The following is a 24,992-nucleotide window of genomic DNA, read 5'->3' on the forward strand; positions in this document are numbered from 1 at the left end:
TTTCGAGGTCGGCCGCATCTTCGGCCATCAGTTTCAGCATGCCGCTCATCAGCCCGCTTACGCCTGTTCTTCCTTCTGGCGCACAATCCGGGCGCCGCAGGCCGAAAGCTTGCCCTCCAAGCCCTCAAAGCCGCGATCCAAATGATACACGCGGTTGACGATGGTATCACCCTCAGCCGCGAGGCCAGCGATCACCAAGCTCACCGACGCCCGCAAATCAGTCGCCATCACTGGCGCGCCGATCAGACGCTCGACGCCTGTGACCACCGCTTCATTGCCGTGCACCGCGATCTGGGCGCCCAGACGAGCTAGTTCCGGCGCGTGCATGAAGCGATTCTCGAAAATGGTTTCGCGAATCCGCGACTGACCATCCGCAAAACACAGCATCGCCATCGTCTGCGCCTGCAGATCGGTTGGAAAGCCGGGGAATGGCTCGGTTTCGAAGTCCACCGCTTTGAGGCGCTTGCCCACGTCGCGCTTGATGCGCAGCCCGCGCGCCTCGCTGATCACCTCGACGCCCGCCGCCTTCATTACCTCGATCAGCGCACCCAGGTGCTCCGCGCGCGCACCGCTCAACAGGACGTCGCCACCCGCCGTCGCGGCCGCCAACGCATAGGTGCCGGCCTCGATCCGGTCCGCCACCACGGGGTGTTTGGCGCCCTTGAGCGAGGTCACGCCCTTGATGCGAATTTCGCTGGTGCCCGCGCCTTCGACGCGCGCGCCCATCGCGTTCAGGCAATCGGCGAGGTCGGCGATCTCCGGCTCGCGCGCGACATTCTTCAGCACCGTGTCGCCCTGCGCCAGCACCGCGGCCAGCATCGCGTGTTCGGTGGCGCCCACGGAGACGAAGGGAAACTCGATCTCCGCACCCTTTAGCCCGCGTAGCGCCGCCGCTTTCACGTAGCCTTGCTCGATGACGATATCGGCGCCCATCGCCTCGAACGCCTTCAAGTGCAAATCGACCGGGCGCGCGCCAATCGCACATCCCCCCGGCAACGACACTGTCGCGTGGCCGACACGCGCCAGCAGCGGCCCCAGCACGTTGAAGGAGGCGCGCATCTTCCGTACCTGATCATACGGCGCGATGGTCGAAGCGATCTCGGCCGCATGCATCCGCAGCGTCCGCGTTTCCTTGATCCAGGTGATCTCGACGCCCAGCGAAGCCAGCAGCTGGGCCATGAAGCGCGTGTCGGCGAGGTCTGGCATGTTCTCGAGGATCAGCGGATCGCCCGACAGCAACGCCGCCGCCTGCAGTTTCAGCGCCGAATTCTTGGCCCCGTAAATCGGGATAGTTCCATGGAGCGGCGACCCGCCCGTAATGACGATACGATCCATATGGCTCTTTCGACGGCGGCCCCCGCCTTTGGCCGGGTTATGGGGGGCGGGAACGGCGTAAGCAAGGCGCGGACGGCGCGCTTTTACCGTCTATCGGGCCGTTTCCACCGCCCCGTCCGCCGCCGCGGCACTTGACCCGGCCGCCGGCACACCCCAACCACCCATCTAAATGCTGGTCATCACCAAAACCGCTGAACTGGAAGCCCTGTGCCGCGAGATCGCCGCCCAGCCCTTCGTCGCGGTCGACACCGAATTCATGCGCGAAACGACCTATTGGCCGAAGCTCTGCCTGATCCAGGCGGCGGCCCCCGGCGTTGAGGCCGTGATCGATCCGCTGGCGGAAGGGATTGATCTGAGCAGTTTCTTTCGCGTGATGGCCAACGAAGCGGTGCTCAAAGTCTTTCACGCCGCGCGCCAGGACCTCGAAATCTTCCTGAACCTGGGCGGCGCGTTGCCCAAGCCGCTGTTTGACACCCAGATCGCGGCGATGGCCTGCGGCTATGGGGACACCATCGCCTATGACGCCCTGGTGCAGCAGGTGCTGAAGCGCCGCTTGGACAAATCTTCGCGCTTCACGGATTGGAGCCGCCGGCCGCTCTCGGAAAACCAGCTTACCTACGCGCTCGCCGACGTCACGCACCTGCGCGACATCTATCCGCGCATGCATGAGAAGCTGGCGAAGGATAATCGCCTACATTGGCTCGACGAAGAGCACGCCAATCTCTCCAACCCCGCCATCTACGACACCACGCCCGAGAATGCGTGGGAGCGGCTGAAGCTGCGCAAGACGACGGCGGATTATGTATTGGGCCTGCAAGTCGCCGCCGCTTGGCGCGAGCGGCAGGCGCAGGCGCGCGATGTGCCGCGCGGCCGGATCGTCAAGGATGAGGCGCTTTACGAGATCGCCGAGCATCGCCCAAGGAACGCCGCTGACTTCGATCGCATGCGCGCCGTGCCGCGCGGGTTCGGCAATTCGCGCGCAGCCCAGGACTTGATCCACGCGCTCGACCGCGCCTTCTCCGATCCCGACCGGCCGGTGTATAAACATGTGCGCCCGCCGCCCTTGCCATCCAGCGTGGGCCCGACGGTCGAGTTGCTAAAGGTGCTGCTGCGCTATGAGGCCGACGAGCATGGCGTCGCACCGCGCTTGATCGCATCCGCATCCGACGTGGAAGCGATCGCCGCCAATGACGAGGCCGATGTCGCAGCCCTGCGCGGTTGGCGGCGCGAAGTGTTCGGCGAACGCGCGTTGGCGCTGAAGCACGGCAAACTCGCGCTGAAGCTCAAGAACGGGAAGGTCGCGGTCGAGGAGGTCTGATCCGCGAACGATCGACTGCATGTCGGCGGGGCGCCGGCGGTCCTATTTCGTCATCCGCGAAAGCAATCGGCGCCCAGCTTTCGCTGGACGCCGCTCTGCTTAACCTTGGTTCGTCAGCGCTTAGAACGCGTAACGGCCCACGAGCTGGAACACCGGACCGGCGCTCTCGCTTTCGACTTCGTATTCGTCGTAGTCGCGCGCGACTTGATCGGCCAAATTTTCGAACTTGTCGAAGAACTCGTCCTTTGACTCGTCAAGCAAGTTCGAGCCGGTGAGGCGCACCGTAAAATTGCTGCCAAAGCGATGTTCAATAAACATTTCCAAATCTGCGCCGTATTCGGTGGTCACTTCTTCCGCCACGACGCGGCTGAACGCCGAGCCTTGATCGCGATAAGTGACGCCAAACGATGAATTCCAGCTTGGCAAGTCTTGAATGAAGCCGACATTGAAGATCGACTCGGCTTGGTCGTTGAACCGGCGCGAACCCAGTTCGTCGTCGACCTCACTGTCGAGCCACGAATAGTTGAAGAACACGCCCGTATCATCCAAGCCGATTGCGGCGAGAGAAGTCGAAAGATCGAACTCGACGCCCCACACTGAGCCGTCGCCGGTATTGCGCGCGGAATAGACCCACGTGCCCGCTCCAGCGCTGCCGACAACGCCGGTATTGTAGATTTCGATCAGGTCGCTGACATCGCGGTAAAAATAATTGACCCCGACAATGCCGGTGCGGCCCAAGCGGCGCTCATAGCCGATGTCGAGGCCCCAGGCTGTTTCCGGCTCAAGGTCCACAACACCCACGAAATCGCTATCGCCAAGCTCTTCTTCCAGCGTCGCGGGCGAGAGGAAGGTGAAGCTCGGGTTGCGAACCGTGCGCGCCACCGAAGCGAGGATACGATCGTTGTCGGTCAGGTGCCAGCTGACGTGCGCGGACGGCAGCAGAATCTCGTACGAGCTGTTGTTCGACGTACCAGTCGTACGATCATCGATGGTCACCTCAGTCGTTTCATAGCGAAGACCAGCTTCCCAATCGACAGAGCCCACATCGCCAGAGACCATGACAAATGGGTCGATACGTTCACGCTCAATGGTGTTGTCGCCGCCGGGAACCGGGGCGAACGCGCCGAAGGCTGGGATCAGGGAATCGTCCGGAGCTGACCCGTTGACTACAGTTCCGCCCGCCAAGTTGAAGCGGATTCGCGGCGTCTCTTGAACGAGGTTCTCGCGTTCCTTGCTCTCGTAGTGAACGCCGAACTCGATATCGAACGCGCCCAAGTCACGCTCATGCTCAAGCTTGAACTTGAACTCACTATCCTCAAGTGAGGTCAGCGTGGAATCACGCGTGAACCGGTCGCCCTCCGGATACGGATTGGCGTCGCGCAGGAATTCCACTTCGTCTTCAAATTCGTATGAGTCGTTGGTGAAGCTCGCATAACCAAGCTTCACGCGGGTTTCGCCGCCGAACATGTCGAAGTCCAAGCGGCCATTAAGTGAATAGCTATCCTGCTCAATATCGACATCGTTGTTGTTGATCGTCTGGATGTTCAGAGCATCAACGACGCCATCCGCATACTCGATGGAGTCTTCATTCTGAAAGCGGTCGGTATGCACGTAAAAGCCGTCGATACGGGCATCGATGGCGCCGAACTCGCGTTGGTAGGAGAAGTTCGCTGAATAGTCGGTACCATCGCGGACGTCGGTCTGGACTTCGCTGTTGTCCAGCGTCCCACCCGGCTCGTCGTAGCGCAGGCTGAGCTTGTCCTTCGGGTTGTGGCGGTCTTGCATGTTGGCGCCGATGAGCAAGCGTCCGCCGCCTACTTCGCCGCCCCAGACGCCGCCCAGGGTCTCGCCCCAATTGCCGTCGTTCTGCCAATTCATCACGCCGCCGCGGATATAGCCGCCGTCGAGATTGTAAGCATCACGCAGGATGATGTTGATCGCGCCCGCGACGGCGTCGCCCGAGCGATTGGCCGACTGGCTGCGCACGATCTCAACGCGATCGATCAATTCGGCGGGAATACGGTCGACGAAGAACGAACCATCGGCGCCGTTGCCGAACGCGCCCGAGCTGTCGCCCGAACCCGGCACTTGTTCGCCATTGATGAGGATTTGCGTGTAGGCCGGATCGAGGCCCCGCAGACGCACGCCGTCGCTCTCCAGCACGTCCGACAGGAACGCGACGGACGGCACGCGCTTCAGCGCGTCGCCGACCGTCAGCGGTTCGAAACGCTGGAAATACTCGGTATCATATTCGAGCACCGGCGGCGCGCCGTCGACGCGGTTGCGATACTGAATATTGCCCAGGACGACGATGTCCTGCGCTGTCGTCACTTCCTGCTCGGAAGCTTGTTGCGCCTGTGCGCCGGCGCCCAGCGTCAGTGCAGCGCTCGCGACGCCCAGCGCCAGCGCGAACTTGGTACGAAAACCCATGGATCAGCCCCTCTGATGGCAGCGAGCGGGCCTTAGAAGGGGTTTGTGACACTTCGGATTCAGTTCCGTGATGGACTCGTCAAATTGCATCGCTCGCGCGCAAGGCGGCTATGCGTGCCTCCGCACGGCGGCTGCGCACAGCCCCTTGAAATCATAGTCCACGAACGCGGCGCAATCGGGCCATTGCTTGGACTCGATCCAGTATTGCGCAAGCCCAAGCCGTGCGGCGAGCGCCGGGAAGCGCTCGAACCGCCAAATCGGCGCGCCGCCCGTGCTCACGAACAGTTGCAGCGGCGCTTGCGCGCGCGCCATGCCGAAGCCTTTATGGTTATCGGGCTTCAGAGCACGGCCGGAATCGAGCGCGGCGTCAATCAGGTCGAACGCCTGATCCGCGCAGCCGGCGCCGGCCGCCACCAGAACCGTTGAAAGCGGCAAGGGCTCATCGCTCTGCGCAAGCATGTCGAGCATGCGCGCGCACCATTGTTGTCGCTCCGCATCCGGCAGACGCAGCATCGCCGCATAATTTCTCAGTACGCCGACGTCGGCCTCCGTCACGCCCCAACGCGGCGGCACGCCGGGCGCCGCCAACGCTTCGGCTTCATCTGCGCGTTTGGCCGCACAGAGCGTCGTCCACATCAAATACCAGATGAACGGCGAATCCGGCCAACGCCGCCACGCGGCGCTTATGATCTCGTACGCGGTCTGCACCTCGCCGCGCGCGGTCATCAGACTTGCGCGCAAACCTTCAACCGCCGGCCCAAGCGGATCGAGCAGGCTCGCGGTCTCCAGCGCCTTGGCCGCATCCTTCAACCGGCCGACGCCATAGAGCCATGCGGCGCGGGCCACGTGCAGCGACGCATCGTTCGGCGTGCGCTTCAAAGCTTCGTTCACCAGCCGCAGCTTTTCGCCATGTTCCGCAAACGCCGGCTTCAGCAGCGACAGCGCTGTCAACGCCTGCGCGCATTCCGGATCGAGTTCAAGCGCACGCTGCGCCGCCTCTAGCGCCGCATCGTGCTCCGGCGAGCCGATCACGTCGCGGTCGCGCGGCAGCAACAACGCCCGCACACTGGCCAACGTGGCCCAGCCGATGGCGAAATCAGGCGCCAGCGCAACGCAGCGTTCGAGCAGGACCGAGGCCTGATCTTCCTCGACATCGCTCATCAGCAGCCAGATCTGACGCGCGCGCAGATAGAGTTCGTAGGCCGCTGGATCGATCGGATGGGCGCGTTCCACCTGCGTCAGCGAACGGCGTAGCGAAGCGGCGACGCGGCCGGCGATGTCATCCTCGAGCGCGAACGCGTCACCGCGATCGCCTTCATAGCGTTCGCTCCACAGCGCCATGCCGCTGCCTGCATCAATCAATTGAATGCTCGCCCTCAGCCGAGGACCGCTACAGCGCACCGAACCATCCAGCACGTGCGAAGCCTTCAGAGCCCGCGCGGCCTCCATCTTGCGCTCACCACGAAACTGAAAGGCGGAGGTGCGGCCGATCACCTTGACCGTCGATTGCCGCAGCAATGTGAGAATGATCTCGTCGGCGACGCCGTCGGAGAAATAATCCATCTCCGGCTCGTCGCTCTCGTTGTCGAACGGCAGTACGGCCAGCACCGGTTCGGCCCTGCGCGTGCGTGGCTTGGCCGAGGCCACCGGTTCGAGCGAAAATATCTCGATCGTCTCGGCCATCTTGTCGAGATGCACCGCGCCAGCGGGATGCAGACGTTGGGCGAGTTTGCCTCGCACGGCGCGCCGCACATCCATCGATACGATCGTGGCGCCGGGCTGCGCCACCTGCTGCAAACGCGCCGCCACATTGACGCTGTGGCCGAGCAGATCGCCAGTCGGCGTCACCAGCACGTCGCCAATATGCACGCCGACGCGCACGCTGCCGCGCTCGATGTTCGACCACAGCAATTCGGCCGCGCTCAGCGCGCCGGCCGCGCTGCAAAACTCCAGCATGAAGCCGTCGCCGGCCGTGTTGAAGATGCGCCCGCCATGCACGAGCGCCGCGCCCTCCAAGGCGCCGCGCAGCGTCGACACCATGGACGCCGCCTGCGCCTCGTCGATTTCGGTCATCGCCGAATAGCCGGCGATGTCGATCGACATGATCGCCGCCAGCTTTCTGGGTCCGATTTCCTCGCTCACCGCGTCATTATGGACCGAGCGCCCATCCGCCCGCCAGCGCGGACTTATCCCGGGCGATCAGGTCTCGCTCGGGGTATCCTGGAAATAGGGCTCCACCTTGCCCGAATACTTGATCGTCAGCTGCTTGCCCTTGCGGTCCAGCGTCTTGCCCACGGCCAAGCGCACCCAGCCCTCGGACACGCAATATTCCTCGACATTGGTCTTTTCGTTGCCGTTGAAGCGCACGCCCACGCCGCGCTCGAGCACCTCAGCGTTGTGATAGGGGCTGTCTGGATCGACCGCGAGGCGGTCAGGCGGGGTGTCACTCATACGATCTTCGTCTCCGATGCCAGGCCGAGCGTGGCGGCGGCGTAATCCAATCGCCGCTGCGCCGTCTCGGTGAAGAGATGGGCTGCGCCCTTCTTCACCCGAAGCAGGAGCCTGCCGTCAACCGCCCGCGGCTCAAAGTTGGCCAACAGCGCCTCGCTGCGGCCGGAAAGATCAGCGCCAAGGCGCAGCGCCGCGCCCAAACCGGCGGCCGCCGCCTGCTGATCCTCGTTCAGAAGGCGCAGATACGCCTCCGCATGGCGCGGCTGGCCCTTGGCGTAGCGGTGGTGGATGGCCGCCGCCAGGAACGCCCGCTCGGCGTGGCTGACGGCCGCCAAGGGCGCGCGCAGGACCAGGTCGAAGATCACCTCGACGCGCTGATCGGGATGGAGCGGGCCGCCAATATCGGCCAACCGCGCCGCAGCCCCGCGCAGCACCCGCTCGCGCTTTTCGGGGAACACCGGGGCCTGCCCGTCAAACATCGGCGCGATCCAGTGTTCGAGCGCCGGGCCAAACTTGCGGGTGCGTGACATGCGCCCGGCGAGCGCCTCGGCCGTCGCGATCAGCGGGTCTTCCTGCAGCGCCGCCTCGCTCATGCGCTCGATCAGAACGCCCTCGCGCAAGCCGAAAGCGGAAAGGAAGACGCGATCGAACTGGCCCTCCAGCATCACACGCTCCAGCACGACCGCCGCATAGGGCAAAGAATCCGCCCGCTTCGCCGCCGCTTCCTCCAGTTTCTCAAGCGAGCGCTTGCTCTGCTTGCGCACGACATCGACGACCTTCAGCACTTCGCTGCGGCTCATCTCGTGCAAATGCAGAACGCCGAGCGGGTGGTTGGAGAGCGCAATGTCGATGCGCCCCAATGCGCGCCAAGCGCCGCCCACCGCGTAGAAATTACCGCGCGTTTTGCCGAGCACCGCTGATTTCTTCAAGCTCGCGTTCACGCGCTTGGTAATGTCGTCGTAGTCGAATTCCTTGCCGTCGATCAGACTCAACGGCCCTAGCGGGAAGGTCTCGCCGCGCCCAACGCCCTTCGCGCCGACTTCAATGAGTTCGAGACTCGCGCCGCCCAGATCGCCGACAACGCCCTTGGCGTCGGCGACGCCCGCGCTCACACCCAACGCCGAGAGGCGCGCTTCATCGGCGCCATCGAGAATGCGTAGCGCAATACCCGTTTCGGCCTGCATGCGCGCGGCGAACGCCTGCCCATCGCTCGCATCACGCACCGCCGCTGTGCCGACGGCGAACACGCTGCGCACGCCGGCCGCTTCGATTAGGGTCGCAAAGCGCTTCAGCGCGCGCATCGCCTGCTCGACGCCATCCTTAGACAACGCGCCCGTGCGCGGGAGGTCGCGGCCAAGCCCAGCCATGACCTTCTCGTTCAAGATCGGCGTCATGGCGCGGCCGTCGATGCGGTAGATAACCAGACGCACCGAGTTCGAGCCGACGTCGATGACCGCCGCCTCCTGGCCGTCGCGCAGCGCGGCCCGGCTCATTGTTCAAGCGCCTTAGCTGGTGCGTGCGCCGATATGGTCGAACGCGGCGGGCGCATCGCCCTTACCCGCGCGGCCGCGGCCCGAGAGGCTCGGGTTGCGCATGAAATAATTGTGCGCACTGAACGGCTCGTCCGGAAGCTTCGAAACATCGACCCGCTTAAATACCCCGTCCTGGTTCATATACCAGGATTGCGCCTCGTCATTGAGGTTCGCGACCATGATCTGGTCCAGTACCTGCTGGCGAACGGTGGGATTTTCAACCGGACACATGACCTCAACCCGCCGCTCCAAGTTCCGCGGCATCCAATCGGCCGAGGTGAGGAAGACCTTGGCGTTCGGGTTCGGCAATTTCGCTCCATTGCCGAAACAGACGATCCGCGCATGCTCCAGGAAGCGCCCCACGATCGATTTGACCCGGATGTTCTCCGACATGCCCGGCACGCCCGGACGCAAGCAGCAAATGCCGCGCACCACCAATTCGATCTTCACGCCCTCGTTCGAGGCCCGATAAAGCGCGTCAATGATCTCTGGATGGACGAGCGCATTAAGCTTGGCCCAAATCGCGCCATCGCGGCCCGCGCGCACATGCGCGATTTCGTCCTCGATCAGCTGCAACAGCGTCGACTTGATTGAGAGCGGCGACATGGCGATCTTCTCGAGCCCCGCCGGACGCGCATAACCGGTGACGAAATTGAACAGCCGTCCCGCATCGCGGCCGAGCGCCGGATCGCAGGTGAAGAGCGAGAGATCCGTATAAACCTTCGCCGTGATCGGGTGATAATTGCCGGTGCCGAAATGCGTGTAGGTGCGCAAGCCGTCCGCTTCGCGCCGCACCACCAAGCTCACCTTCGCGTGCGTCTTGTAATCGATGAAGCCATAGACGACCGAGCAGCCCGCGCGCTCCAACGTCTGCGCCAGCTTCAGATTGGCCTCTTCATCGAAGCGCGCCTTCAATTCGATCAGCGCCGTGACGTTCTTGCCAGCTTCGGCGGCCGCCACCAGCGCGGCGACGATGGGAGAATCCCTTGAGGTCCGATAAAGCGTCTGTTTGATCGCGACCACGGCGGGATCCGCCGCGGCTTGGCGGACGAATTGCACCACTGAATCAAATGACTCGAACGGGTGGTGGACCAGCATGTCCTTGGCGCGGATCGCCGCAAAACAATCACCGCCGAAATCCTTGATTCGCTCCGGAAAGCGCGGTTCGTAGCGGGGAAATTTCAGTTCCGGCCGCTCTTCGCTCACCAGCGCCGATAGCGCCGACATGCCCAACATGCCGTCGACGATGATCACATCGCGGGCGTCGGCTTCCAATTCGCGGATAATGAAGGCGCGCAAATCCTCAGGCATGCGCGCCTCGATCTTCAAGCGCACGATGTCGCCGAGGCGACGCTCCTTCAGGCGCGCCTCGAACTCTCGGACCAGGTCTTCGGCTTCTTCCTGAATCTCGATGTCGCTGTCGCGGACCACGCGGAAGCAGCCCTGCGCTTCCACGCTGTAGTCTGGAAACAACTCGTCCAAGAAGAGCGTGATGGTGTCTTCCAGCGTCAGGAAGCGGCGCTGTATGCGTTCACCCGGCGCCGCCATTTTCGGATGCGCCAACGTGATGTCGATAAAGCGGGCGACCTGGCTGGGCACCGGAATCAGCGCGTTCAACGCGCGACCGTCGCTCTTCGGCCGCAGCTTAAGCGCGATCGCGAACCCCAGATTGGGAATGAACGGAAACGGGTGCGCCGGATCGACCGCGAGCGGCGTCAATAGCGGAAACACTTCGGTCATGAACAGGAGCTTGAGGAAGCTCCGCTCGTCCTTGGTCAATTCCTCCGGCCCCAGCACCGAAATGCCGACGCCGCGCAACTCAGCGCGCAAGGCGGCCCAGCGTGTTTGCTGGCGCTCGATCAACTGGGTCGCCGCGGCATGCACGCGCGCGAGCTGTTCGGTGGGCGTCGCCCCATCGAGGCTCAGCACCGTGGCGCCCGCTTTGACCTGCTCGTGCAAGCCGGCCACGCGGACCATGAAGAATTCATCGAGGTTCGAGGCGGAGATCGACAGAAAGCGCAACCGCTCCAGCAGCGGATGGTTCGGGTTCTCGGCCTCTTCGAGCACGCGCGTGTTGAATGCGAGCCATGAGAGCTCGCGATTGATGAAACGCTGCGGGCTTTTCAGCATCGGCGTCTTCTGCGCCGGCGCGCGCGTTTTCTTGCGCGACGTCTTTGCCATTGATTAACCGTCTCCGCCTTCACCCCAACCCGTACGCGCCCGTTCATAAGCCTTCCGCGCCAATTTTAGGCTAACGGGCTTGGCTCCCTGTTCTAATTCCGCATCCAACGCCGCAGCCCATAAACGGGCCGCCTCGAAGGTGCGCGGCAGGCGGCGCACGAGAAACCGGGCGGCATCGTCACTCAATTGAATGAATTGTTCGCGACAAATGCGGCGCAAAATCACGTCCATCAGCGCTTCATCGGGCTCCCCGAGCCGCGCCACAGGCAAAGCCGCCAGCCTGGACCTCAAATCTGGGATCGCAACAGGCCAAGTTCCAGGCGCAGACGCCCCCACCAGAAGCACCGCGCCGCCCCTCGTTTTGGCCAGATCCAGCACCCGCCAGAGCATGTCCTCGTCCCGCGCCAGATCGGGGTCGTCGATCAGCAGCCGGCCCTCGGCCTCCTGAAAGGCGGCCGCCCCAGCGTCCGGCGTGATGATGGGCGCAATCTGGCGCGCGCCCGCCTCTAGCGCCCAGGCGAGGGCGAGATGGGTCTTACCGGAGCCTTTAGGGCCGACCAGCGCCAGCGCACCGCCCGGCCAGTCGCGCCACCCCGTCAGCAGGCGGGCGGCGTCACGATTGGCTTCGGCCACCACCAGTGTTTCGGGGGCGCGTTCGCCCATCCGAAACTCAAACAGGCGGGGCTGCGCGCTCATCTATCTCCCGGCGACGCGAAGTATTTGACCGTCGGCGGTGTTCTCCAGCCGGACGCCGCGCCGATTCAGCTCCGCAGCGAGTTGGGATTGGTCGCCCGCAAAGGTGAACGACACCAGGGCGCCTTGGCGGCCCACGGCTTCGATACGGATCTCCGAAATCAACGTCTGCGCCGAGGCTTCGAGCGCATCCTTGATTTGCTCCCATTGCGCTTGGCTGTTGTAGAGGGCCGACGCCGCGATCCGGGAGCGCTGACCGCCGCCCACGGCGATGCGGCCCTTCCAATCGTTTTGCAGTCGGGTGCTGGCTTGCTCAGCCAGCGACGCCAGCGCCGTGCGCAGGGCCGCCGCGTCCGAGCCATTCGCCCGCGCCGTTACCTCGCCGCGGTCGCGGCGCGCGTTGGAATCGACTTCCACTAACGATGCCGTCGCGGTCGATCCCTGTACGCGCAGCGTCGCATAAAGCACCGAGGTTGACCCCGCCGCCTGCGCGAACGGCGCGGCTGCATCCCAGGCTGGCGCGCCCTGCAAACCCTCGGGCGCCACGTTCAGCGGCACCAATTCGCCGCCAAAGCCGCCTTGCGCCCAAACCTCGCGCCAAATCGCGGATGTCTCTTCCAGAGAACCGGAGGACGTGATTGGCGCCACCAGCACCGGCGCGGTGCGCGTATCCACCACGGTCAGATTGTTCTGCCGCAGCAACGTCCGCACGCCTGTGGGATCGAAGCGTACGGTTAAGCGACCGATATAGCGGTTGCCCGACCGGCGCTCTTCCTCAACGTCCACGCTCAGCACCAGGCTTTCGATCGCGCTCGCGTCCAGCTGCGGCAGCGGCCGCGCCGCGACTTCGGATGGCACGGTCAGGCGGCGCACCAGCCGCTCAAAGCCGGCGCGCTGGGCCGCGGCAAAGCCGGCGGTCTGCGCGGCGGCGGCGTTCGCGGCGGTTTCATCCACCCGAACGCCCGAGACGGCGTAGACATTGTCGCGGGCCTGGGCGCTTGCGAGCCCAGGCGCAAACGCGCACAAGGCCGCCAAGAACACAGCAGCGAAGGCGGCCAGTGGCGTAGCTTTCATGCGGAAACCTCGTTGCGCGCGGGGATGGGCGAACCTACCCGGCGCGGAATCGCCTATCAATGTGGCGGCTTCTGGACTCATCACGTGACCAATACCTCGGGAACCAACGGCCTGACCTACCGCGACGCCGGCGTCGATATCGACGAGGGCGAGCGCCTTGTCGACCTGATTAAGCCGGCCGCGAAATCCACAGCCCGCCCCGGCGCCGAGGCCGCTCTGGGCGGATTCGCCGCCGTCTTCGACCCCAAGGCCGCCGGCTTCAAGGACCCAATCTTCTTGGCCACCACGGATGGCGTCGGCACCAAGCTCAAGATCGCCATCGAAAGCGGTCGCCACGAAACGGTCGGCATCGACCTCGTCGCCATGTGCGTGAACGACCTTTCGGCCCAGGGCGCCGAGCCGCTCATGTTCCTGGACTATTACGCCACCGGCAAATTGAACGCCGAGGAAGCGGCCAAGGTCGTCCTCGGCATTGCCGAAGGCTGCCGCCAAGCGGGCGCGGCGCTCGCGGGCGGTGAGACGGCGGAAATGCCGGGCATGTACGGCAAGGGCGATTATGACCTGGCCGGCTTCTCTGTCGGCGCCGCCGAGCGCGGCACGCTGCTGCCGCGCGTCAGTGACATGCAAGCGGGCGACGTCATCGTCGGCATCGCCTCCAGCGGTCCGCATTCGAACGGCTATTCGCTCGTGCGCAAAGTCGTGGAGCGCTCCGGCCTCGCTTGGGACGCGCCCGCGCCCTTCGCCGCCGGCCAAACGCTCGCCGAAGCGCTGCTCACGCCAACGCGCATTTACGCCAAAGCGCTGAAGCCGATCTTCGACGCCAAGCTCGCCAAGGGCGCAGCGCACATCACCGGCGGCGGCTTGGTTGAAAATACCCCGCGCGCACTGCCCGACCACCTCGAAGCCGATTTCGATTGGAATGCGTGGACACGGCCCCCCGTGTTCGAATGGCTGCAAGCCACCGGCGGCGTGCCCGAAGCCGACATGCGCCGCACCTTCAATCTCGGCATCGGCATGGTGCTGATCGTCGATCCCGCGCAGGCGGACGACGTCGTCGCGCAGCTGCACGCCGCAGGCGAACAAGCGTTCAAGATCGGCGTGCTGAAAGCCGCGTGATGCGCAAGCGCGTCGCTGTTCTGATCTCTGGCAGAGGCAGCAATCTGCAGGCGCTGCTCGACGCCGAGCAAGACGCTTACGAGATCGCGCTCGTCGTCTCCAATGTCCCCAGCGCCGCCGGCCTTGATCGTGCGCGCGCGGCGGGGGTTGAGGCCATCGCGCTCGATCACAAGCCCTATGGCCCGAACCGCGAAGCCTTCGAGCGCGATCTCGACGCGCTGCTCGTGCAACGCAACATCGAGATCGTCGCCCTCGCCGGCTTCATGCGCGTGCTGACGCCCTTCTTCGTGCGCGCCTGGGCGGGTCGCCTCGTCAACATCCACCCTTCGCTGCTGCCGAAATTCCCCGGCGTGAAAACGCACCAACGCGCCCTCGACGCAGGGGAGAGCGAACACGGCTGCACAGTGCACATGGTGGTCGAAGAGGTCGATTCCGGCGAAATCCTCGGCCAAGCCCGCATGCCGATCCTGCCGGGCGACACGCCCGAGACGCTGGCGGATCGTGTGCTTACGCTCGAACATGACCTCTACCCGCGCTGCCTCGCGCAACTCGCTCGCACTCGCAGCTAAGGCCCACAAAAACGCCGCGAATACGGAACAAATGGCTGCGCGATTTCGGAGCGTGCCATGAGCCTATCGCGTCGCAACTTCCTTCTAGCCAGCGCCGGCGCCAGCGGTGCGCTGCTGTGGCCGCGCACCGCGCACGCCGATGCAGCAGGTCTCCCATTTCTGATCGTCGGCGATTGGGGCGACCCGAACGCGGGCGTCCAACGCGCCGTCGCCGAGGCGATGGGCGAGGTCGCCGCGCGCGACCACAGCGCCTTCGTCATTTCCACCGGCGACAATTTTTATCATGGCGGCGTTGAGTCTGTCGGCGACCCGCGTTGGCGCGACACCTTCGAGAGTGTGTACAACGCCCCGTCGCTGCAAACGCCGTGGTATTCAGTGCTCGGCAACCACGATTACGAGGGCTCACCCGGCGCCGAAGTCGCCTACTCGCGCGAGAGCAGCCGTTGGCGCATGCCCGCGCGCTACTTTCGCGAGGACATGAGCCTGCCCGATGGCGCTCGCGCCACCTTCTTCTTCCTCGACACCACGCCGATCACGATGCTCAGCGGCGTCCGCAGTGCTGTGCCGCAGGCCGATCTCGGCGCGCGCGATCAGCTGATGTGGCTCGAACGTGTGCTCGCGTCTTGCACCTCGGATTGGAAGATTGTCGTCGGCCATCACCCGATCCTCTCCAGCGGCCGGCACGGCGCTTCGGCGACGCTGGCGCACCATGTGCGCCCCTTGCTGGAGCGCTATGGCGTGCAGGCGTATTTCAACGGCCATGATCATGACCTTGAGCATCTGCACGCGAACGGCGTGGATTATATTTGCTCGGGTTCCGGATCGGAATCGCGTGATGTCCACCCCGTGCCGGAATCGCGCTTCGCGCTCGCGCAACCAGGGTTCGCGAGCTGCAATCTGAACAGAGATGCGCTCCAACTGCGCTTCTTCAGTGCGGAACGGGCGGTCGTCTACGACGCCATCCTCAATCGCGTCTAAGTCCGTTTTCGGCGGGACGTTCGCGCCGTCGCGGCCTATATCTCCACCAAAGGAGACGCCCCATGGCGGAACGCGATTACGTGCTTGGCACGCATGACGACGAAATCTACCGGCTTGGCTACCAGCACCGGGTTTGGCGCCCGCGCGCGCTCGATGCGTGGCAGCGCGCGCGCATCGGCGACGGCTGTAAGGTTATCGACTTTGGCGCAGGGCCGGGCTTCGCCACGATGGACCTGGCCGAGATCGTCGGCCCCACCGGCGAGGTGCACGCGCTCGAACGCTCGCGGCGCTTTCTTGATACGCTGGAAGCGCAAGCCAAGGCGCGCGGCTTCTCCCAAGTGAAAGCGCACGAGATCGACGTCGTCACCGATGCGATCCCGGCGAAGAAAGTCGACGCCGCATGGGCGCGCTGGATTTTCGCGTTTCTGCCCGATCCAAAGGCGGCGCTGAAGAAGCTCGTCGACAGCGTCCGTCCCGGCGGCGCGCTCGTCTTCCACGAATACATCGATTACCAGACCTGGAAGCTTGCGCCGCCGGCGCCGAACTTCGAGAAATTCGTGGACGAGGTTTCTGCCAATTGGCGCGCCTCCGGCGGCGAGCCCGACATCGCCCGCCACCTGCCGGCATGGCTCGATGAAATGGGCGTCAAAGTCGAAAGCCTGAAGCCCTACGTCGATGTCGTCTCCAAGGGCGACAATGTGTGGCGCTGGCCGATCGGCTTTTTCGAAATCCACATCGACCGCCTGCTCGAACTCAACCGCATCACCCCGCAAATGGCCAAGGACATGCGCGATGAGTTCGATCGCGTCTCGCAACAGCCGGGCACGTTGATGGTGACGCCGCTCGTGCTGGAGATCATCGCGCGGAAATAGCCGCGCTAGCTTTCCCTGGAAGAGCGCCTAAGCTCGACACGCGGGGAATTCTTCAAGGAGTGTCTCATGCCTCAAAAGCAAGGCGGCGGCCCAGCGCCGAAGCAGACCGGCACAACGCAAAAGGGCCCGGCCCAAGCCGGCGGTGCGGACGCCAAGCCCGTGAAGCCGAACCCCGGCTTCGACAAGAAGAAGAAATAAGAAAAGGCGGGCAGCGCGATCGCTACCCGCCTTTTTATTTTTCAGCTTAGCCGATTAGCTCAGCCAACGATCTCTTGATCGTTGAAGAAAAACGCGATCTCGCGCTCGGCGTTCTCAAGGCTGTCCGAGCCGTGCACGGTGTTGGCTTCGATCGATTCCGCGAACAGCTTGCGGATCGTGCCTTCGGCGGCGTTGGCCGGGTTCGTGGCGCCCATCACGTCACGATATTTGGCGACAGCGTTCTCGCCTTCGAGCACTTGGACGACGACCGGGCCCGAGATCATGAAGCTGACGAGGTCCTTGAAAAACGGGCGCTCTTTGTGGACGGCGTAGAAGCCTTCGGCTTGGCCTTCCGACAACCAGATGCGCTTTTGCGCGACGATGCGCAGACCGGCCTTCTCGATCACCGCATTCACGGCGCCCGTCAGGTTACGCTTGGTCGCGTCCGGCTTGATGATGGAAAGCGTGCGTTCGGCGGGCATTGTCTCAAGACTCCGGGGAAGGAAATTGGAGCGGGGTCTATAGCCGCAGCCCCCGGCTCCGCCAAGTGCGTCAGAAATGCTTCGCGGAATTCTAGCTTTAGGCGCGAGAAGCTCGCCTCAAAAGCAACGGAGCGAGCCCACTTTGCCGTCCGTTCCGACGATGATGTTGAGCCGATCGCCCCTGAAATCGGCGGTCACCATCATATCAGGCGTCAGCACCCGGGCGCCGGCCGGCAAGGCGGTGCGGTCGATCTGATCGGCAGGCACGCCGATCAGACCAATGAAACGCGTCGCGCCGCAGAGATCGGCCCGCGTCGCTTCTTCGGCGTTCTGCGGCGCGCTGGCTTGCGGCGCAGGACGGTCCTGCGCCGCGCACGCGGCAAGCGCCACGAGACAAGTCAGCAACGCCCGCTTCATCAATAGCATTGGAAGCCGGTGATCACGCCGTTCGCGTCGACGAGCACATTCAGGCGATCGGCGCGGAAATCCTGCGTGACGACCGTGTCCGGCGCGATGGTGCGCACGCCTTCCGGGAAGGTCGCGGCTGCGATCTGCGTGCCGACCATCGACGCATATTGCGAGGCGCCGCACGTATCTTGCGCGGTGGCTTCCTCGGCATTCGTTGGCGCGGCGACGACCGGCGTTTCCGGTTCCGGCGCGGGCGGAGGCGGTTCCGCGGTTTGGCCGCACGCGGCCAGCGCAAGCACAGCCAAGGCCGAGATGATCATCATACGCATGTTTGTTCCTCCTCTTGTCGCTCAGCCGCAGCGCAGGCTCGCGACTTTTCCGTCCGCCCCAAGCTGAACATTGAGCCGGTCGGCGCTGTAATCCAGCGTCACGGGGCAATTGTGGCAGATCACGCGCGCATTCGCCGGCAGCGTACTGCGGTCGATCGATGCGCCTTCGCGACCGATCAGATTGCGGTGCGTCGCCATCTGACACGTATCTGGCGGCGGGCGACTGATCGCTTCGCGCTGCTGCTCGTTGGCGATGCGCTCGAGATCGCGATAGGTCTGCGGTTGCGACGTACAGGCCGCCGCCAACAGCACCAAACCCGCGATCATCAAACGCATCATGCCTGCTTCTCCCATTTGCCGCCCGCGCTTTCGCGCCAATACGAAGCGACGATTCCGTCTGCTTTGGCCTGCTTCCAGCGCGATCTGGCCAATTCCAAGGCAGCCTCGTCGCGCCCGTCGAACATGAGGCAGGCGCGCTCGAAGCCGGAGAGATCGCCAGGCTCGGCGCCGTCAAGCAGGAACAAGACCTGCGCGCCGTTCGGATTGCCGCCCTCGCTTGTCAGCCATACCGGCTGGCGTCTCGGATCGCCTTCGCGCGCGTGCGGCAAGAAGCTGTCATCGCGATACGTCCACAGCACCGCATCGAGTTCATCGAGCCGCTCCGGCGAGCCGCCGCGCACCAGCGCCCGCCAGCCGCGTTGGAGGGATTTCTCCAACAGTGGCGGCAACGCTCGCGAAAGCTCCGAGCGCTCGAGATGGTAGAACCAAAGTTCAGCCATCAGTCCTCGTATTTGTTCGCAATCAAACGATTCAGCAAACGCACGCCATACCCCGTCGCCCATGCGGGGGAGAGCGGATCTTCGTAGGGGCCTGGCTTCCAGGCCGTGCCGGCGATGTCCAAATGCGCCCAGGGGGTGTCGTCTTTGATGAAGCGCTTAATGAATTGCGCGCCGATGATTGAGCCTGCCACGGGCTTGCCGGCGATGTTCTTCATGTCAGCGTTCGGCGTGTCGATCAGCTTGTCGTACGCAGCACTGAGCGGCAGGCGCCACACAGGCTCGCCCTCCGCATTCGCCGCGTTCGTGATCGCGTGCGCCAAGTCTTCATCGTTCGCGCACATGCCCGCATGCTCATGGCCCAGCGCCACGATCACCGCGCCCGTCAGCGTCGCCAGATCAACCAACGCCACCGGCTCATACTTATCCTGTGCGTACCAAACCGCGTCCGACAAAATGAGCCGGCCTTCGGCGTCCGTATTCAGCACTTCGATGGTCTGGCCCGACATCGTGTTCACAATGTCGCCGGGACGCATCGCGTTCGGGCCCGGCATGTTTTCCACCAGCGCGACGATGCCGACGACATTCGCCTTCGCCTTGCGCAGCGCGATCGCCTTCATCGCGCCCGCAACAGCGGCGGCGCCGCCCATGTCGCCCTTCATTTCGTCCATACCAGCGCCCGGCTTCAGCGAAATGCCGCCGGTATCGAAGGTCACGCCCTTGCCGACGATCGCGAACGGCTTCTGCTTCTTCACCGAAGAGCCGTTCCACTTCATCGCCACCAGACGCGCGGGACGCGCCGAACCCTGCGCCACGCCCAAAAGCGCGCCCATGCCCAACTTTTCCATCGCCGCCGGTTCAAGGATTTCGACCTCGACGCCAATGGTCTCCAGATCGCGCAGGCGTTCGGCGAAGCTCTCCGGATACAGCACGTTCGGCGGCTCGCTCACGAGATCGCGCGCGAAGAACACGCCTTCCACGATCGCCGCATCCACTTCCGCGCGCGCCTTCGCGGCGGCGGTGTGTTCCAGCACAACCTCAACCGCCTTCAAGGTCGGCTTCTGTTCCGGCTTCAGCTTGGTGCGATAGGTGTCAAATCGATAGGAGGCGAGACGCGCGCCCATCGCGGCATGCGCGCCGGCCTCCGCGATCGCCACGCCCGGCAGTGCGTCGGGCTGCAACACCAATTTCTCCACCGCCGTCAGCGTCCGCTTCACGGCGTGGCCGGCCCAGCGCTCCACGCCCATGCCGTCCGCCGCTTCCGGCTTGCCCAAACCGATCACCAGCACCCGCTGGAAATCCACGCCGTCTGGGGCCAGCACCTCGACAATCTGGCCTGCGCCGCCCTTGAAGCCCGCCGCCTTCATTGCTTTTACGATACGACCGCCGCTGGCGCTATCGAGCGCCTTGCCGGCCGCCAAGAGCTCGCCGCCCTCGGTCGCCATAACCGCCACAACCTCGCCGCTCCCGGCGGTCACAAATCGGATGTCCATAAAGTCCCCTGGGGAAGATGTCGGGGGTCGAGGAGCCCACAGGCCCGCTTCAACCTCGGTCGGCGCAGTGGTAGCCATGCCCGAAGCAATTGAAAAGCTGACCGGCGCGGCTAGGGAAGCGATATGAGGCGGGCGCGGCCAGTTTAGGCAGCCCGACCCCAGGGAGCGGCATGAACACCTTCTCGGCCTATGTTTTCCGCCAAGCCCTCGGCCCGCTGCTCGCTATCCTTGGCGCGCTGGCGGCGATCGCCATTCTGACCCAGGGCCTGAACCAGCTCGACATCATCGTCACCAACCGCCGCGCAGGCCTAGCCTTCGCTTGGGTCGTGGTCCTGGCTCTACCGCAACTCATCTCGCTGATCCTGCCGATGGCGGTATTCATCGCCGTCGTATACGCGCTCAACCGGATGCAGAGCGATAGCGAGATCGCCGTCATGTACGGCGCGGGCGTTTCACGCCAGCGCATCGCGCGCCCGATCATTCAGCTCGCCGTGCTGGCCGCGCTCGTGCATCTGGCCATCAATGTTGTCATTCAACCCGCGTCCTTCACTGAGCGGCGCGAAGTGCTTTACGATCTGCGCACCGACATCGCGTCGAGCCTGATTGAAGAAGGCGCCTTCACCTACCCGACTGAAGACCTCACACTCTACGCCCGCGAACGCGGCGGCAGCGGCGAATTGCGCGATGTCCTGATCAATGATGCGCGTCAGGACCTGCCGATCACCTACACAGCCCGCGCGGGCGCGATCGTGACGATCGAGGGCCGCCCGGCGATGGTGCTTCGCGACGGCCAGGTGCAACGCCAAACAGAAGATGGCGCAGTCGATGTGCTCGATTTCGACCGCTATGTCCTGCAAATGGGCGCGACGCTGGAAGAGCCCGAGCTCTTCTTCCTAAAGCCCTCGGATCGCTCGCTCTATGACCTCTTTTTTCCAGACAAGACGGCGCACTACGACCAAGACAATGTCGACGAATTCCTGGCCGAAGGGCACGCGCGTTTGGCGACGCCGCTGCTCAATATCGCAATGGCCTTCATTGCGCTCGCGGGGGTTCTGCTGGGCGAATTCCAGCGCGGCGGCTATGGGCGGCGCATCATCATCGCCTCGGTGATCGCGCTTGTCGTCCGACTGCTCTCGGTGGGGCTGCAATCGGCAGCGACCGACGAGCCGTCGTTGAACGCGCTGCAATATGCGCTGCCGATCATCGTCATCCTGATCGCCAGCGCCATGCTCACCGGCAAGAGCCCGCGCAAAAAGCGCCACTCGGTTGGCCCGTCCGTGCTCGCGGGAGAGGCGGCATGAGGTTCTTACTCTCCAAGCTCGGCCGTTATGTGATCGGGCGTATCTTCGTCGGCGTGTTGATCGTCATGTCGGCCGTGCTGGCCGCCATCCTTCTGATCGACATGGTCGAGCAGATGCGCACGGTCGGCGACCGCACCGAACTCAGCCTGTTGGGCGCACTGCGGCTCACCTTGCTGAAGACGCCTATGCTGATCGAGCAGACGCTGCCCTTCGTCGTACTCGCCGGCACTATGGTCGCCATTATCGGTCTCAATCGCTCGAGCGAATTGGTGGCGATGCGCGCCGCCGGCATTTCCGCGTGGCGCTTCCTGACCCCGGCGGCGTTGGTCGGCGCCGTGCTCGGCCTGTTCGCCATCACCGCGCTCAACCCGCTTGGCGCGCACTTTTACGCGCAATTCGAATCTGGCCGCGATGCGGCCATGGCGGTTGAGGGCGCTGAAGCGGGACGCAATGGCGTTTGGATTCGCCAGGGCGACCCGGACGGACAAGTCGTCATCCATGCCGACGGCGTCGATTCCAGCGGCACCGTGCTGCAGGGCGCAACCTTCATGTTCTTCGAAACGCGCAACGAGGCGCTGCGCTTCACCCGGCGCATTCGCGCCGAACAGGCCGAACTCAGACCCGGCTTTTGGCAATTGACCAATCTGCTCGAAGCCACGCCCGGCAATCGTCCGACCCGCCAGGAGCACCTCGCCATTCCGACGACGCTCGACGCGACGGAGCTGATCAACCGCTTCGTTACGCCCGCGACACTGTCCTTCTGGTCGCTGCCCGGCTTCATCCACGAGGCGCGCTCGGCGGGCTTTGCCCCCACGCGCTACGAACTAAAATGGCAGAGCCTGCTCGCTTATCCACTGCTGTTGGCGGTTATGGCGGGGCTCGGGGCCGCCTTCTCGCTTCAATTGCAACGCCTTGGAAATCTGGCCCGCTGGGGGGCGGCGGGCGTCGCCATCGGCCTTTTCCTGTTCTTTTACGGGCAGCTCGCCGGGGCGTTCGCCATAAGCCAGACCGTCCCTGCCGCCGTGGCTGCTTGGAGCCCGCCGTTGGCGGGCATGTTCGTGGCCCTGGCCATGATCGCCTTCATGGAGGACGGCTAAGGCGCCACACACTGGCGAAACGGTTCGCCCGGGCGGCGTCCGGCGCTGGACGCCCCGTGGCGGGGCCGGCTAGGTAGGTTGGGGAGTCGCACTAGAGGGATGCGGATGCGCCGTTCGGGGGAGATGGCCGATCGTCAGGCCGAGCGCGCGCCATTTGGCGTCGCCGCTCTTGCGGCCGCGCTCGCCATGAGCGTGAGCACCGTCGCGATCGCCCAGACGCCCGCCGCGGAGCCGGTCACCGCCGCGCCCAGCGAAAATGTCCTGCTTGAAGCCGACGAAGTCATCAATGACGAGGCCGCCGGCACCGTCACGGCGCAGGGCGATGTCCAGGTGCGCTACCAAGGCCGCACGATGCGCGCCGACCAACTCGTCTACAATCTTGAGACCGGGGTAATCCGCGCCATCGGCAACGTGCAGATCGTCCTCGAAGACGGTTCCACGACCTATGCGGACGCGGTCGAAGCCGACGAAGCCATGAATGTCGGCGCCGCCAGCGAATTGCGCGCGCGCCTCGGCGATTCCAGCACACTCGCTGCTCGCGCCGCGATCCGTCGCGGTGAGGATTCCAGCGAGCTACAGCACGTCATCTATACAAGCTGTCCGGTCTGCGAGACTGGCGACCAACCGCCGACGTGGAGCTTGCGTGCGCGCCGCGCCGTGCAGGATCGCGAGACGCGTACAATCTCGTATCAAGGCGCCGTGCTCGAAGTCGTGGGCGTGCCGGTGCTTTATCTGCCGTTCATCGCCCACCCCGATCCCAGCGTCGGCCGCGCGTCGGGCTTCCTGCCGCCGAATATCGGGCGCAACCGTCGCCTCGGCACCTTCTACGCGCAGCCCTATTATTGGGCGATCTCGCCGTCGCAGGATTTGACCGCATCGCTGCGCCTGCATGGCAACGTCAATCCGCTGATTGGCCTGGATTATCGCAAGCGCTTCTGGTCGGGCGAACTCTCGATCGACACCACTTTCACCAACGAACAATTGTTCGACAGCGATGGCGAACGCTTCGACGAGGAATTGTTCCGTTACAGCGTCTTTGCCCAAGGCCGCTTCGACATCAACGAGGATTGGATTTGGGGGTTCGGCGTCGAAAGCGCTTACGACGACCAATATCTGCGCCGCTATGATGTGGATGGCGCCGGTGAGCGCCGTGGTCCTTATATCGGCCGCGACACGCGCCTGATTTCACAAATCTACGCGATCGGCCAGGACGAGAATTCCTATAGCTCCGTCGCGTTCGTGAACTTCCAGGGCCTGCGTGAAGAAGACACCTCGGAATTGCTGCCGCTGATCCTGCCGTTCGCGCAAACCGAGCAAGTGTTGCAGGAGCCGTTGTTCGACGGCCAAGTGCGTTTGCAGGCGAACCTCGCGGCCCTGCGCCGCAACGACGACGGCGTTGGCCCCTTCCAGGGCAATGACGGGCGCATGTCGCTCACCGCCACTTGGCGTCGGGACGCCATCTTCGGCCCCGGCATGGTGTTCAGTCCGTTCGCGCAGGTGCGCGGCGACGTGTTCTCGGTCGAGACTACCGAAGAGGAATACGAGACTTTCACCCGCGGCCTCGGCCTCGCCGGCGCTGAAATCAGCTGGCCCTTCATGCGACCGGGCGAGCGCTTCGACATGATTGTCGAGCCGGTGGTGATGGGCGCTGTCGCGACCGACGCGGCCGAAGACGACCGCGTCGTCAACGAAGACAGCTTGGCGTTCGAACTCGACGATTCAAATCTGTTCCGCCCGAACGCCGCGCCGAACTACGATCTCTGGGAACCTGGCCCGCGCGTCAGCGTCGGTCTGCGCGCCACGGCGCGCGCACATACTGGCGAAAGCGCCTCGCTCATCTTCGGACGCCGCTGGCGCGAAGAACAGGCCGACGGTTTCACTGAAAGGAATAACCTGGCAGGCGAAACCTCGGATTGGGTCGCCGCCGGCCAAATTGATCTCGGCCGGAATTTCGGCGCCGAGGGCCGGGTTCGACTCGATCAGGATTCGCTGGAGGTGCAACGCATCGATGCGCGGGTGCGCGGCGCCGTGGGCCGGTTTCATGGCCAAATCCGGTTTTATGAAACCGACGAAGAGCTGCTGCTCGATCCGGACGACCCGAACCGTGAACTTACCGCCCTGGCGGGCATGGATCTGGCCCGCGGCTGGCGTCTGCAGGCCGGCCTGACCCGCGACCTAGATTCAGACATAAATCTGCGTCAGGACATCCGCGCCATTTACGAGGACGACTGCACGTTCTTCGAAATTTCCTATACCCGCACCGAGACGCAGCGCGGGACCATCGGCCCTGACGAGGGCCTGCAGATCCGGATCGGATTGCGCTCTCTGGGCGTATTCGGCGGGAGCTGAGCGGAGCTGA

At 64.3% G+C, this 24,992-nt stretch carries 23 protein-coding genes; 9 read left to right on the forward strand and 14 right to left on the reverse strand.

Annotated elements, in window-relative coordinates; translation table 11 throughout:
• Positions 1–57: 57 nt before the first annotated feature.
• Positions 58–1,335 (reverse strand): UDP-N-acetylglucosamine 1-carboxyvinyltransferase, encoded by a 1,278-nt coding sequence (gene murA, locus VF769_RS02740; protein WP_331006832.1) that lies wholly within the window; start codon positions 1,333–1,335, stop codon positions 58–60.
• Between the two features lie 169 nt (positions 1,336–1,504).
• Here murA and rnd point away from each other — a divergent pair, with 169 nt between their 5' ends.
• Positions 1,505–2,653, forward strand: a complete 1,149-nt coding sequence (rnd, locus tag VF769_RS02745) for a ribonuclease D (RefSeq protein WP_331006833.1) — start codon at positions 1,505–1,507, stop codon at positions 2,651–2,653.
• A gap of 120 nt (positions 2,654–2,773) precedes the next feature.
• On the opposite strand, the gene VF769_RS02750 is transcribed toward rnd, so the two are convergent.
• From VF769_RS02750 to VF769_RS02780, 7 genes are all read right to left on the reverse strand, one after another.
• Positions 2,774–5,083 carry a TonB-dependent receptor plug domain-containing protein gene (locus VF769_RS02750; RefSeq protein ID WP_331006834.1) on the reverse strand — a complete coding sequence of 770 codons (2,310 nt, stop codon included), beginning with the start codon at positions 5,081–5,083 and terminating at the stop codon, positions 2,774–2,776.
• A 108-nt stretch (positions 5,084–5,191) separates the two neighbouring features.
• The gene (locus VF769_RS02755; RefSeq protein ID WP_331006835.1) at positions 5,192–7,186 is read right to left on the reverse strand and encodes a hypothetical protein; all 1,995 of its coding nucleotides are present in this window, start codon (positions 7,184–7,186) and stop codon (positions 5,192–5,194) included.
• A gap of 96 nt (positions 7,187–7,282) precedes the next feature.
• A complete protein-coding gene (locus VF769_RS02760) occupies positions 7,283–7,534 on the reverse strand; it encodes a DUF3297 family protein (protein ID WP_331006836.1) in 252 nt (83 codons plus the stop codon).
• On the reverse strand, positions 7,531–9,027 hold the full coding sequence (locus tag VF769_RS02765) for a Ppx/GppA family phosphatase (protein WP_331006837.1): 1,497 nt from the start codon (positions 9,025–9,027) through the stop codon (positions 7,531–7,533). Before VF769_RS02765 ends, VF769_RS02760 begins: the two co-directional genes overlap by 4 nt.
• A gap of 12 nt (positions 9,028–9,039) precedes the next feature.
• Positions 9,040–11,247 (reverse strand): RNA degradosome polyphosphate kinase, encoded by a 2,208-nt coding sequence (locus VF769_RS02770; RefSeq protein WP_331006838.1) that lies wholly within the window; start codon positions 11,245–11,247, stop codon positions 9,040–9,042.
• A gap of 3 nt (positions 11,248–11,250) precedes the next feature.
• Positions 11,251–11,943: a hypothetical protein gene (locus VF769_RS02775; RefSeq protein ID WP_331006839.1), complete on the reverse strand. Its 693-nt coding sequence runs from the start codon at positions 11,941–11,943 to the stop codon at positions 11,251–11,253.
• Positions 11,944–13,014 (reverse strand): DUF2066 domain-containing protein, encoded by a 1,071-nt coding sequence (locus tag VF769_RS02780; RefSeq protein ID WP_331006840.1) that lies wholly within the window; start codon positions 13,012–13,014, stop codon positions 11,944–11,946.
• Positions 13,015–13,098: 84 nt separating this feature from the next.
• On the opposite strand from VF769_RS02780, the gene purM reads away from it, so the two are divergent.
• The 5 genes from purM (at position 13,099) to VF769_RS02805 (ending at position 16,747) form a co-directional block, all read left to right on the forward strand.
• Positions 13,099–14,130, forward strand: coding sequence for a phosphoribosylformylglycinamidine cyclo-ligase (purM, locus tag VF769_RS02785; protein WP_331006841.1), 1,032 nt, complete (start codon positions 13,099–13,101; stop codon positions 14,128–14,130).
• Positions 14,130–14,699 carry a phosphoribosylglycinamide formyltransferase gene (gene purN / locus VF769_RS02790; RefSeq protein ID WP_331006842.1) on the forward strand — a complete coding sequence of 190 codons (570 nt, stop codon included), beginning with the start codon at positions 14,130–14,132 and terminating at the stop codon, positions 14,697–14,699. Before purM ends, purN begins: the two co-directional genes overlap by 1 nt.
• 57 nt (positions 14,700–14,756) lie before the next feature.
• A complete protein-coding gene (locus tag VF769_RS02795) occupies positions 14,757–15,677 on the forward strand; it encodes a tartrate-resistant acid phosphatase type 5 family protein (protein WP_331006843.1) in 921 nt (306 codons plus the stop codon).
• A 62-nt stretch (positions 15,678–15,739) separates the two neighbouring features.
• Entirely contained in the window at positions 15,740–16,549 is an 810-nt protein-coding gene (locus VF769_RS02800; RefSeq protein ID WP_331006844.1) for a methyltransferase domain-containing protein, read from the forward strand.
• Positions 16,550–16,615: 66 nt separating this feature from the next.
• Positions 16,616–16,747, forward strand: coding sequence for a hypothetical protein (locus VF769_RS02805; protein WP_331006845.1), 132 nt, complete (start codon positions 16,616–16,618; stop codon positions 16,745–16,747).
• Between the two features lie 59 nt (positions 16,748–16,806).
• Here the strand turns inward: VF769_RS02805 and ndk are convergent, their stop codons facing one another.
• The 6 genes from ndk to VF769_RS02835 all read right to left on the reverse strand — a co-directional run bounded on the left by ndk (position 16,807) and on the right by VF769_RS02835 (position 20,235).
• Positions 16,807–17,229, reverse strand: coding sequence for a nucleoside-diphosphate kinase (gene ndk, locus VF769_RS02810; protein ID WP_331006846.1), 423 nt, complete (start codon positions 17,227–17,229; stop codon positions 16,807–16,809).
• Between the two features lie 117 nt (positions 17,230–17,346).
• A complete protein-coding gene (locus VF769_RS02815) occupies positions 17,347–17,646 on the reverse strand; it encodes an I78 family peptidase inhibitor (RefSeq protein WP_331006847.1) in 300 nt (99 codons plus the stop codon).
• The gene (locus VF769_RS02820; RefSeq protein ID WP_331006848.1) at positions 17,646–17,966 is read right to left on the reverse strand and encodes an I78 family peptidase inhibitor; all 321 of its coding nucleotides are present in this window, start codon (positions 17,964–17,966) and stop codon (positions 17,646–17,648) included. The genes VF769_RS02815 and VF769_RS02820 overlap by 1 nt, the downstream gene beginning before the upstream one ends.
• A 21-nt stretch (positions 17,967–17,987) precedes the next feature.
• Positions 17,988–18,305 carry an I78 family peptidase inhibitor gene (locus VF769_RS02825; RefSeq protein WP_331006849.1) on the reverse strand — a complete coding sequence of 106 codons (318 nt, stop codon included), beginning with the start codon at positions 18,303–18,305 and terminating at the stop codon, positions 17,988–17,990.
• Positions 18,302–18,745, reverse strand: a complete 444-nt coding sequence (locus tag VF769_RS02830) for a DNA polymerase III subunit chi (RefSeq protein WP_331006850.1) — start codon at positions 18,743–18,745, stop codon at positions 18,302–18,304. The genes VF769_RS02825 and VF769_RS02830 overlap by 4 nt, the downstream gene beginning before the upstream one ends.
• A complete protein-coding gene (locus VF769_RS02835; RefSeq protein WP_331006851.1) occupies positions 18,745–20,235 on the reverse strand; it encodes a leucyl aminopeptidase in 1,491 nt (496 codons plus the stop codon). Before VF769_RS02835 ends, VF769_RS02830 begins: the two co-directional genes overlap by 1 nt.
• Positions 20,236–20,405: 170 nt before the next feature.
• Between VF769_RS02835 and VF769_RS02840 the strand changes: the two genes are divergently transcribed.
• The 3 genes from VF769_RS02840 to VF769_RS02850 all read left to right on the forward strand — a co-directional run bounded on the left by VF769_RS02840 (position 20,406) and on the right by VF769_RS02850 (position 24,982).
• On the forward strand, positions 20,406–21,536 hold the full coding sequence (locus VF769_RS02840) for an LptF/LptG family permease (RefSeq protein WP_331006852.1): 1,131 nt from the start codon (positions 20,406–20,408) through the stop codon (positions 21,534–21,536).
• Positions 21,533–22,633 (forward strand): LPS export ABC transporter permease LptG, encoded by a 1,101-nt coding sequence (gene lptG, locus VF769_RS02845; protein ID WP_331006853.1) that lies wholly within the window; start codon positions 21,533–21,535, stop codon positions 22,631–22,633. The genes VF769_RS02840 and lptG overlap by 4 nt, the downstream gene beginning before the upstream one ends.
• Positions 22,634–22,738: 105 nt before the next feature.
• Complete coding sequence (locus VF769_RS02850) at positions 22,739–24,982, forward strand: LPS-assembly protein LptD (RefSeq protein ID WP_331006854.1); 2,244 nt, start codon at positions 22,739–22,741, stop codon at positions 24,980–24,982.
• Positions 24,983–24,992 lie beyond the last annotated feature (10 nt).

This window comes from Vitreimonas sp. (genome assembly GCF_036392335.1).
Taxonomy (GTDB): domain Bacteria; phylum Pseudomonadota; class Alphaproteobacteria; order Caulobacterales; family Aquidulcibacteraceae; genus Vitreimonas.

Bases quoted from the DNA above. Each gene is read 5' to 3' on its own strand.
- murA (WP_331006832.1), bottom strand. From the start codon at position 1,335: ATGGATCGTATCGTCATTACGGGCGGGTCGCCGCTCCATGGAACTATC.
- rnd (WP_331006833.1), top strand. From the start codon at position 1,505: ATGCTGGTCATCACCAAAACCGCTGAACTGGAAGCCCTGTGCCGCGAG.
- VF769_RS02750 (WP_331006834.1), bottom strand. From the start codon at position 5,083: ATGGGTTTTCGTACCAAGTTCGCGCTGGCGCTGGGCGTCGCGAGCGCT.
- VF769_RS02755 (WP_331006835.1), bottom strand. From the start codon at position 7,186: ATGTCGATCGACATCGCCGGCTATTCGGCGATGACCGAAATCGACGAG.
- VF769_RS02760 (WP_331006836.1), bottom strand. From the start codon at position 7,534: ATGAGTGACACCCCGCCTGACCGCCTCGCGGTCGATCCAGACAGCCCC.
- VF769_RS02765 (WP_331006837.1), bottom strand. From the start codon at position 9,027: ATGAGCCGGGCCGCGCTGCGCGACGGCCAGGAGGCGGCGGTCATCGAC.
- VF769_RS02770 (WP_331006838.1), bottom strand. From the start codon at position 11,247: ATGGCAAAGACGTCGCGCAAGAAAACGCGCGCGCCGGCGCAGAAGACG.
- VF769_RS02775 (WP_331006839.1), bottom strand. From the start codon at position 11,943: ATGAGCGCGCAGCCCCGCCTGTTTGAGTTTCGGATGGGCGAACGCGCC.
- VF769_RS02780 (WP_331006840.1), bottom strand. From the start codon at position 13,014: ATGAAAGCTACGCCACTGGCCGCCTTCGCTGCTGTGTTCTTGGCGGCC.
- purN (WP_331006842.1), top strand. From the start codon at position 14,130: ATGCGCAAGCGCGTCGCTGTTCTGATCTCTGGCAGAGGCAGCAATCTG.
- VF769_RS02795 (WP_331006843.1), top strand. From the start codon at position 14,757: ATGAGCCTATCGCGTCGCAACTTCCTTCTAGCCAGCGCCGGCGCCAGC.
- VF769_RS02800 (WP_331006844.1), top strand. From the start codon at position 15,740: ATGGCGGAACGCGATTACGTGCTTGGCACGCATGACGACGAAATCTAC.
- VF769_RS02805 (WP_331006845.1), top strand. From the start codon at position 16,616: ATGCCTCAAAAGCAAGGCGGCGGCCCAGCGCCGAAGCAGACCGGCACA.
- ndk (WP_331006846.1), bottom strand. From the start codon at position 17,229: ATGCCCGCCGAACGCACGCTTTCCATCATCAAGCCGGACGCGACCAAG.
- VF769_RS02815 (WP_331006847.1), bottom strand. From the start codon at position 17,646: ATGAAGCGGGCGTTGCTGACTTGTCTCGTGGCGCTTGCCGCGTGCGCG.
- VF769_RS02820 (WP_331006848.1), bottom strand. From the start codon at position 17,966: ATGCGTATGATGATCATCTCGGCCTTGGCTGTGCTTGCGCTGGCCGCG.
- VF769_RS02825 (WP_331006849.1), bottom strand. From the start codon at position 18,305: ATGATGCGTTTGATGATCGCGGGTTTGGTGCTGTTGGCGGCGGCCTGT.
- VF769_RS02830 (WP_331006850.1), bottom strand. From the start codon at position 18,745: ATGGCTGAACTTTGGTTCTACCATCTCGAGCGCTCGGAGCTTTCGCGA.
- VF769_RS02835 (WP_331006851.1), bottom strand. From the start codon at position 20,235: ATGGACATCCGATTTGTGACCGCCGGGAGCGGCGAGGTTGTGGCGGTT.
- VF769_RS02840 (WP_331006852.1), top strand. From the start codon at position 20,406: ATGAACACCTTCTCGGCCTATGTTTTCCGCCAAGCCCTCGGCCCGCTG.
- lptG (WP_331006853.1), top strand. From the start codon at position 21,533: ATGAGGTTCTTACTCTCCAAGCTCGGCCGTTATGTGATCGGGCGTATC.
- VF769_RS02850 (WP_331006854.1), top strand. From the start codon at position 22,739: ATGCGCCGTTCGGGGGAGATGGCCGATCGTCAGGCCGAGCGCGCGCCA.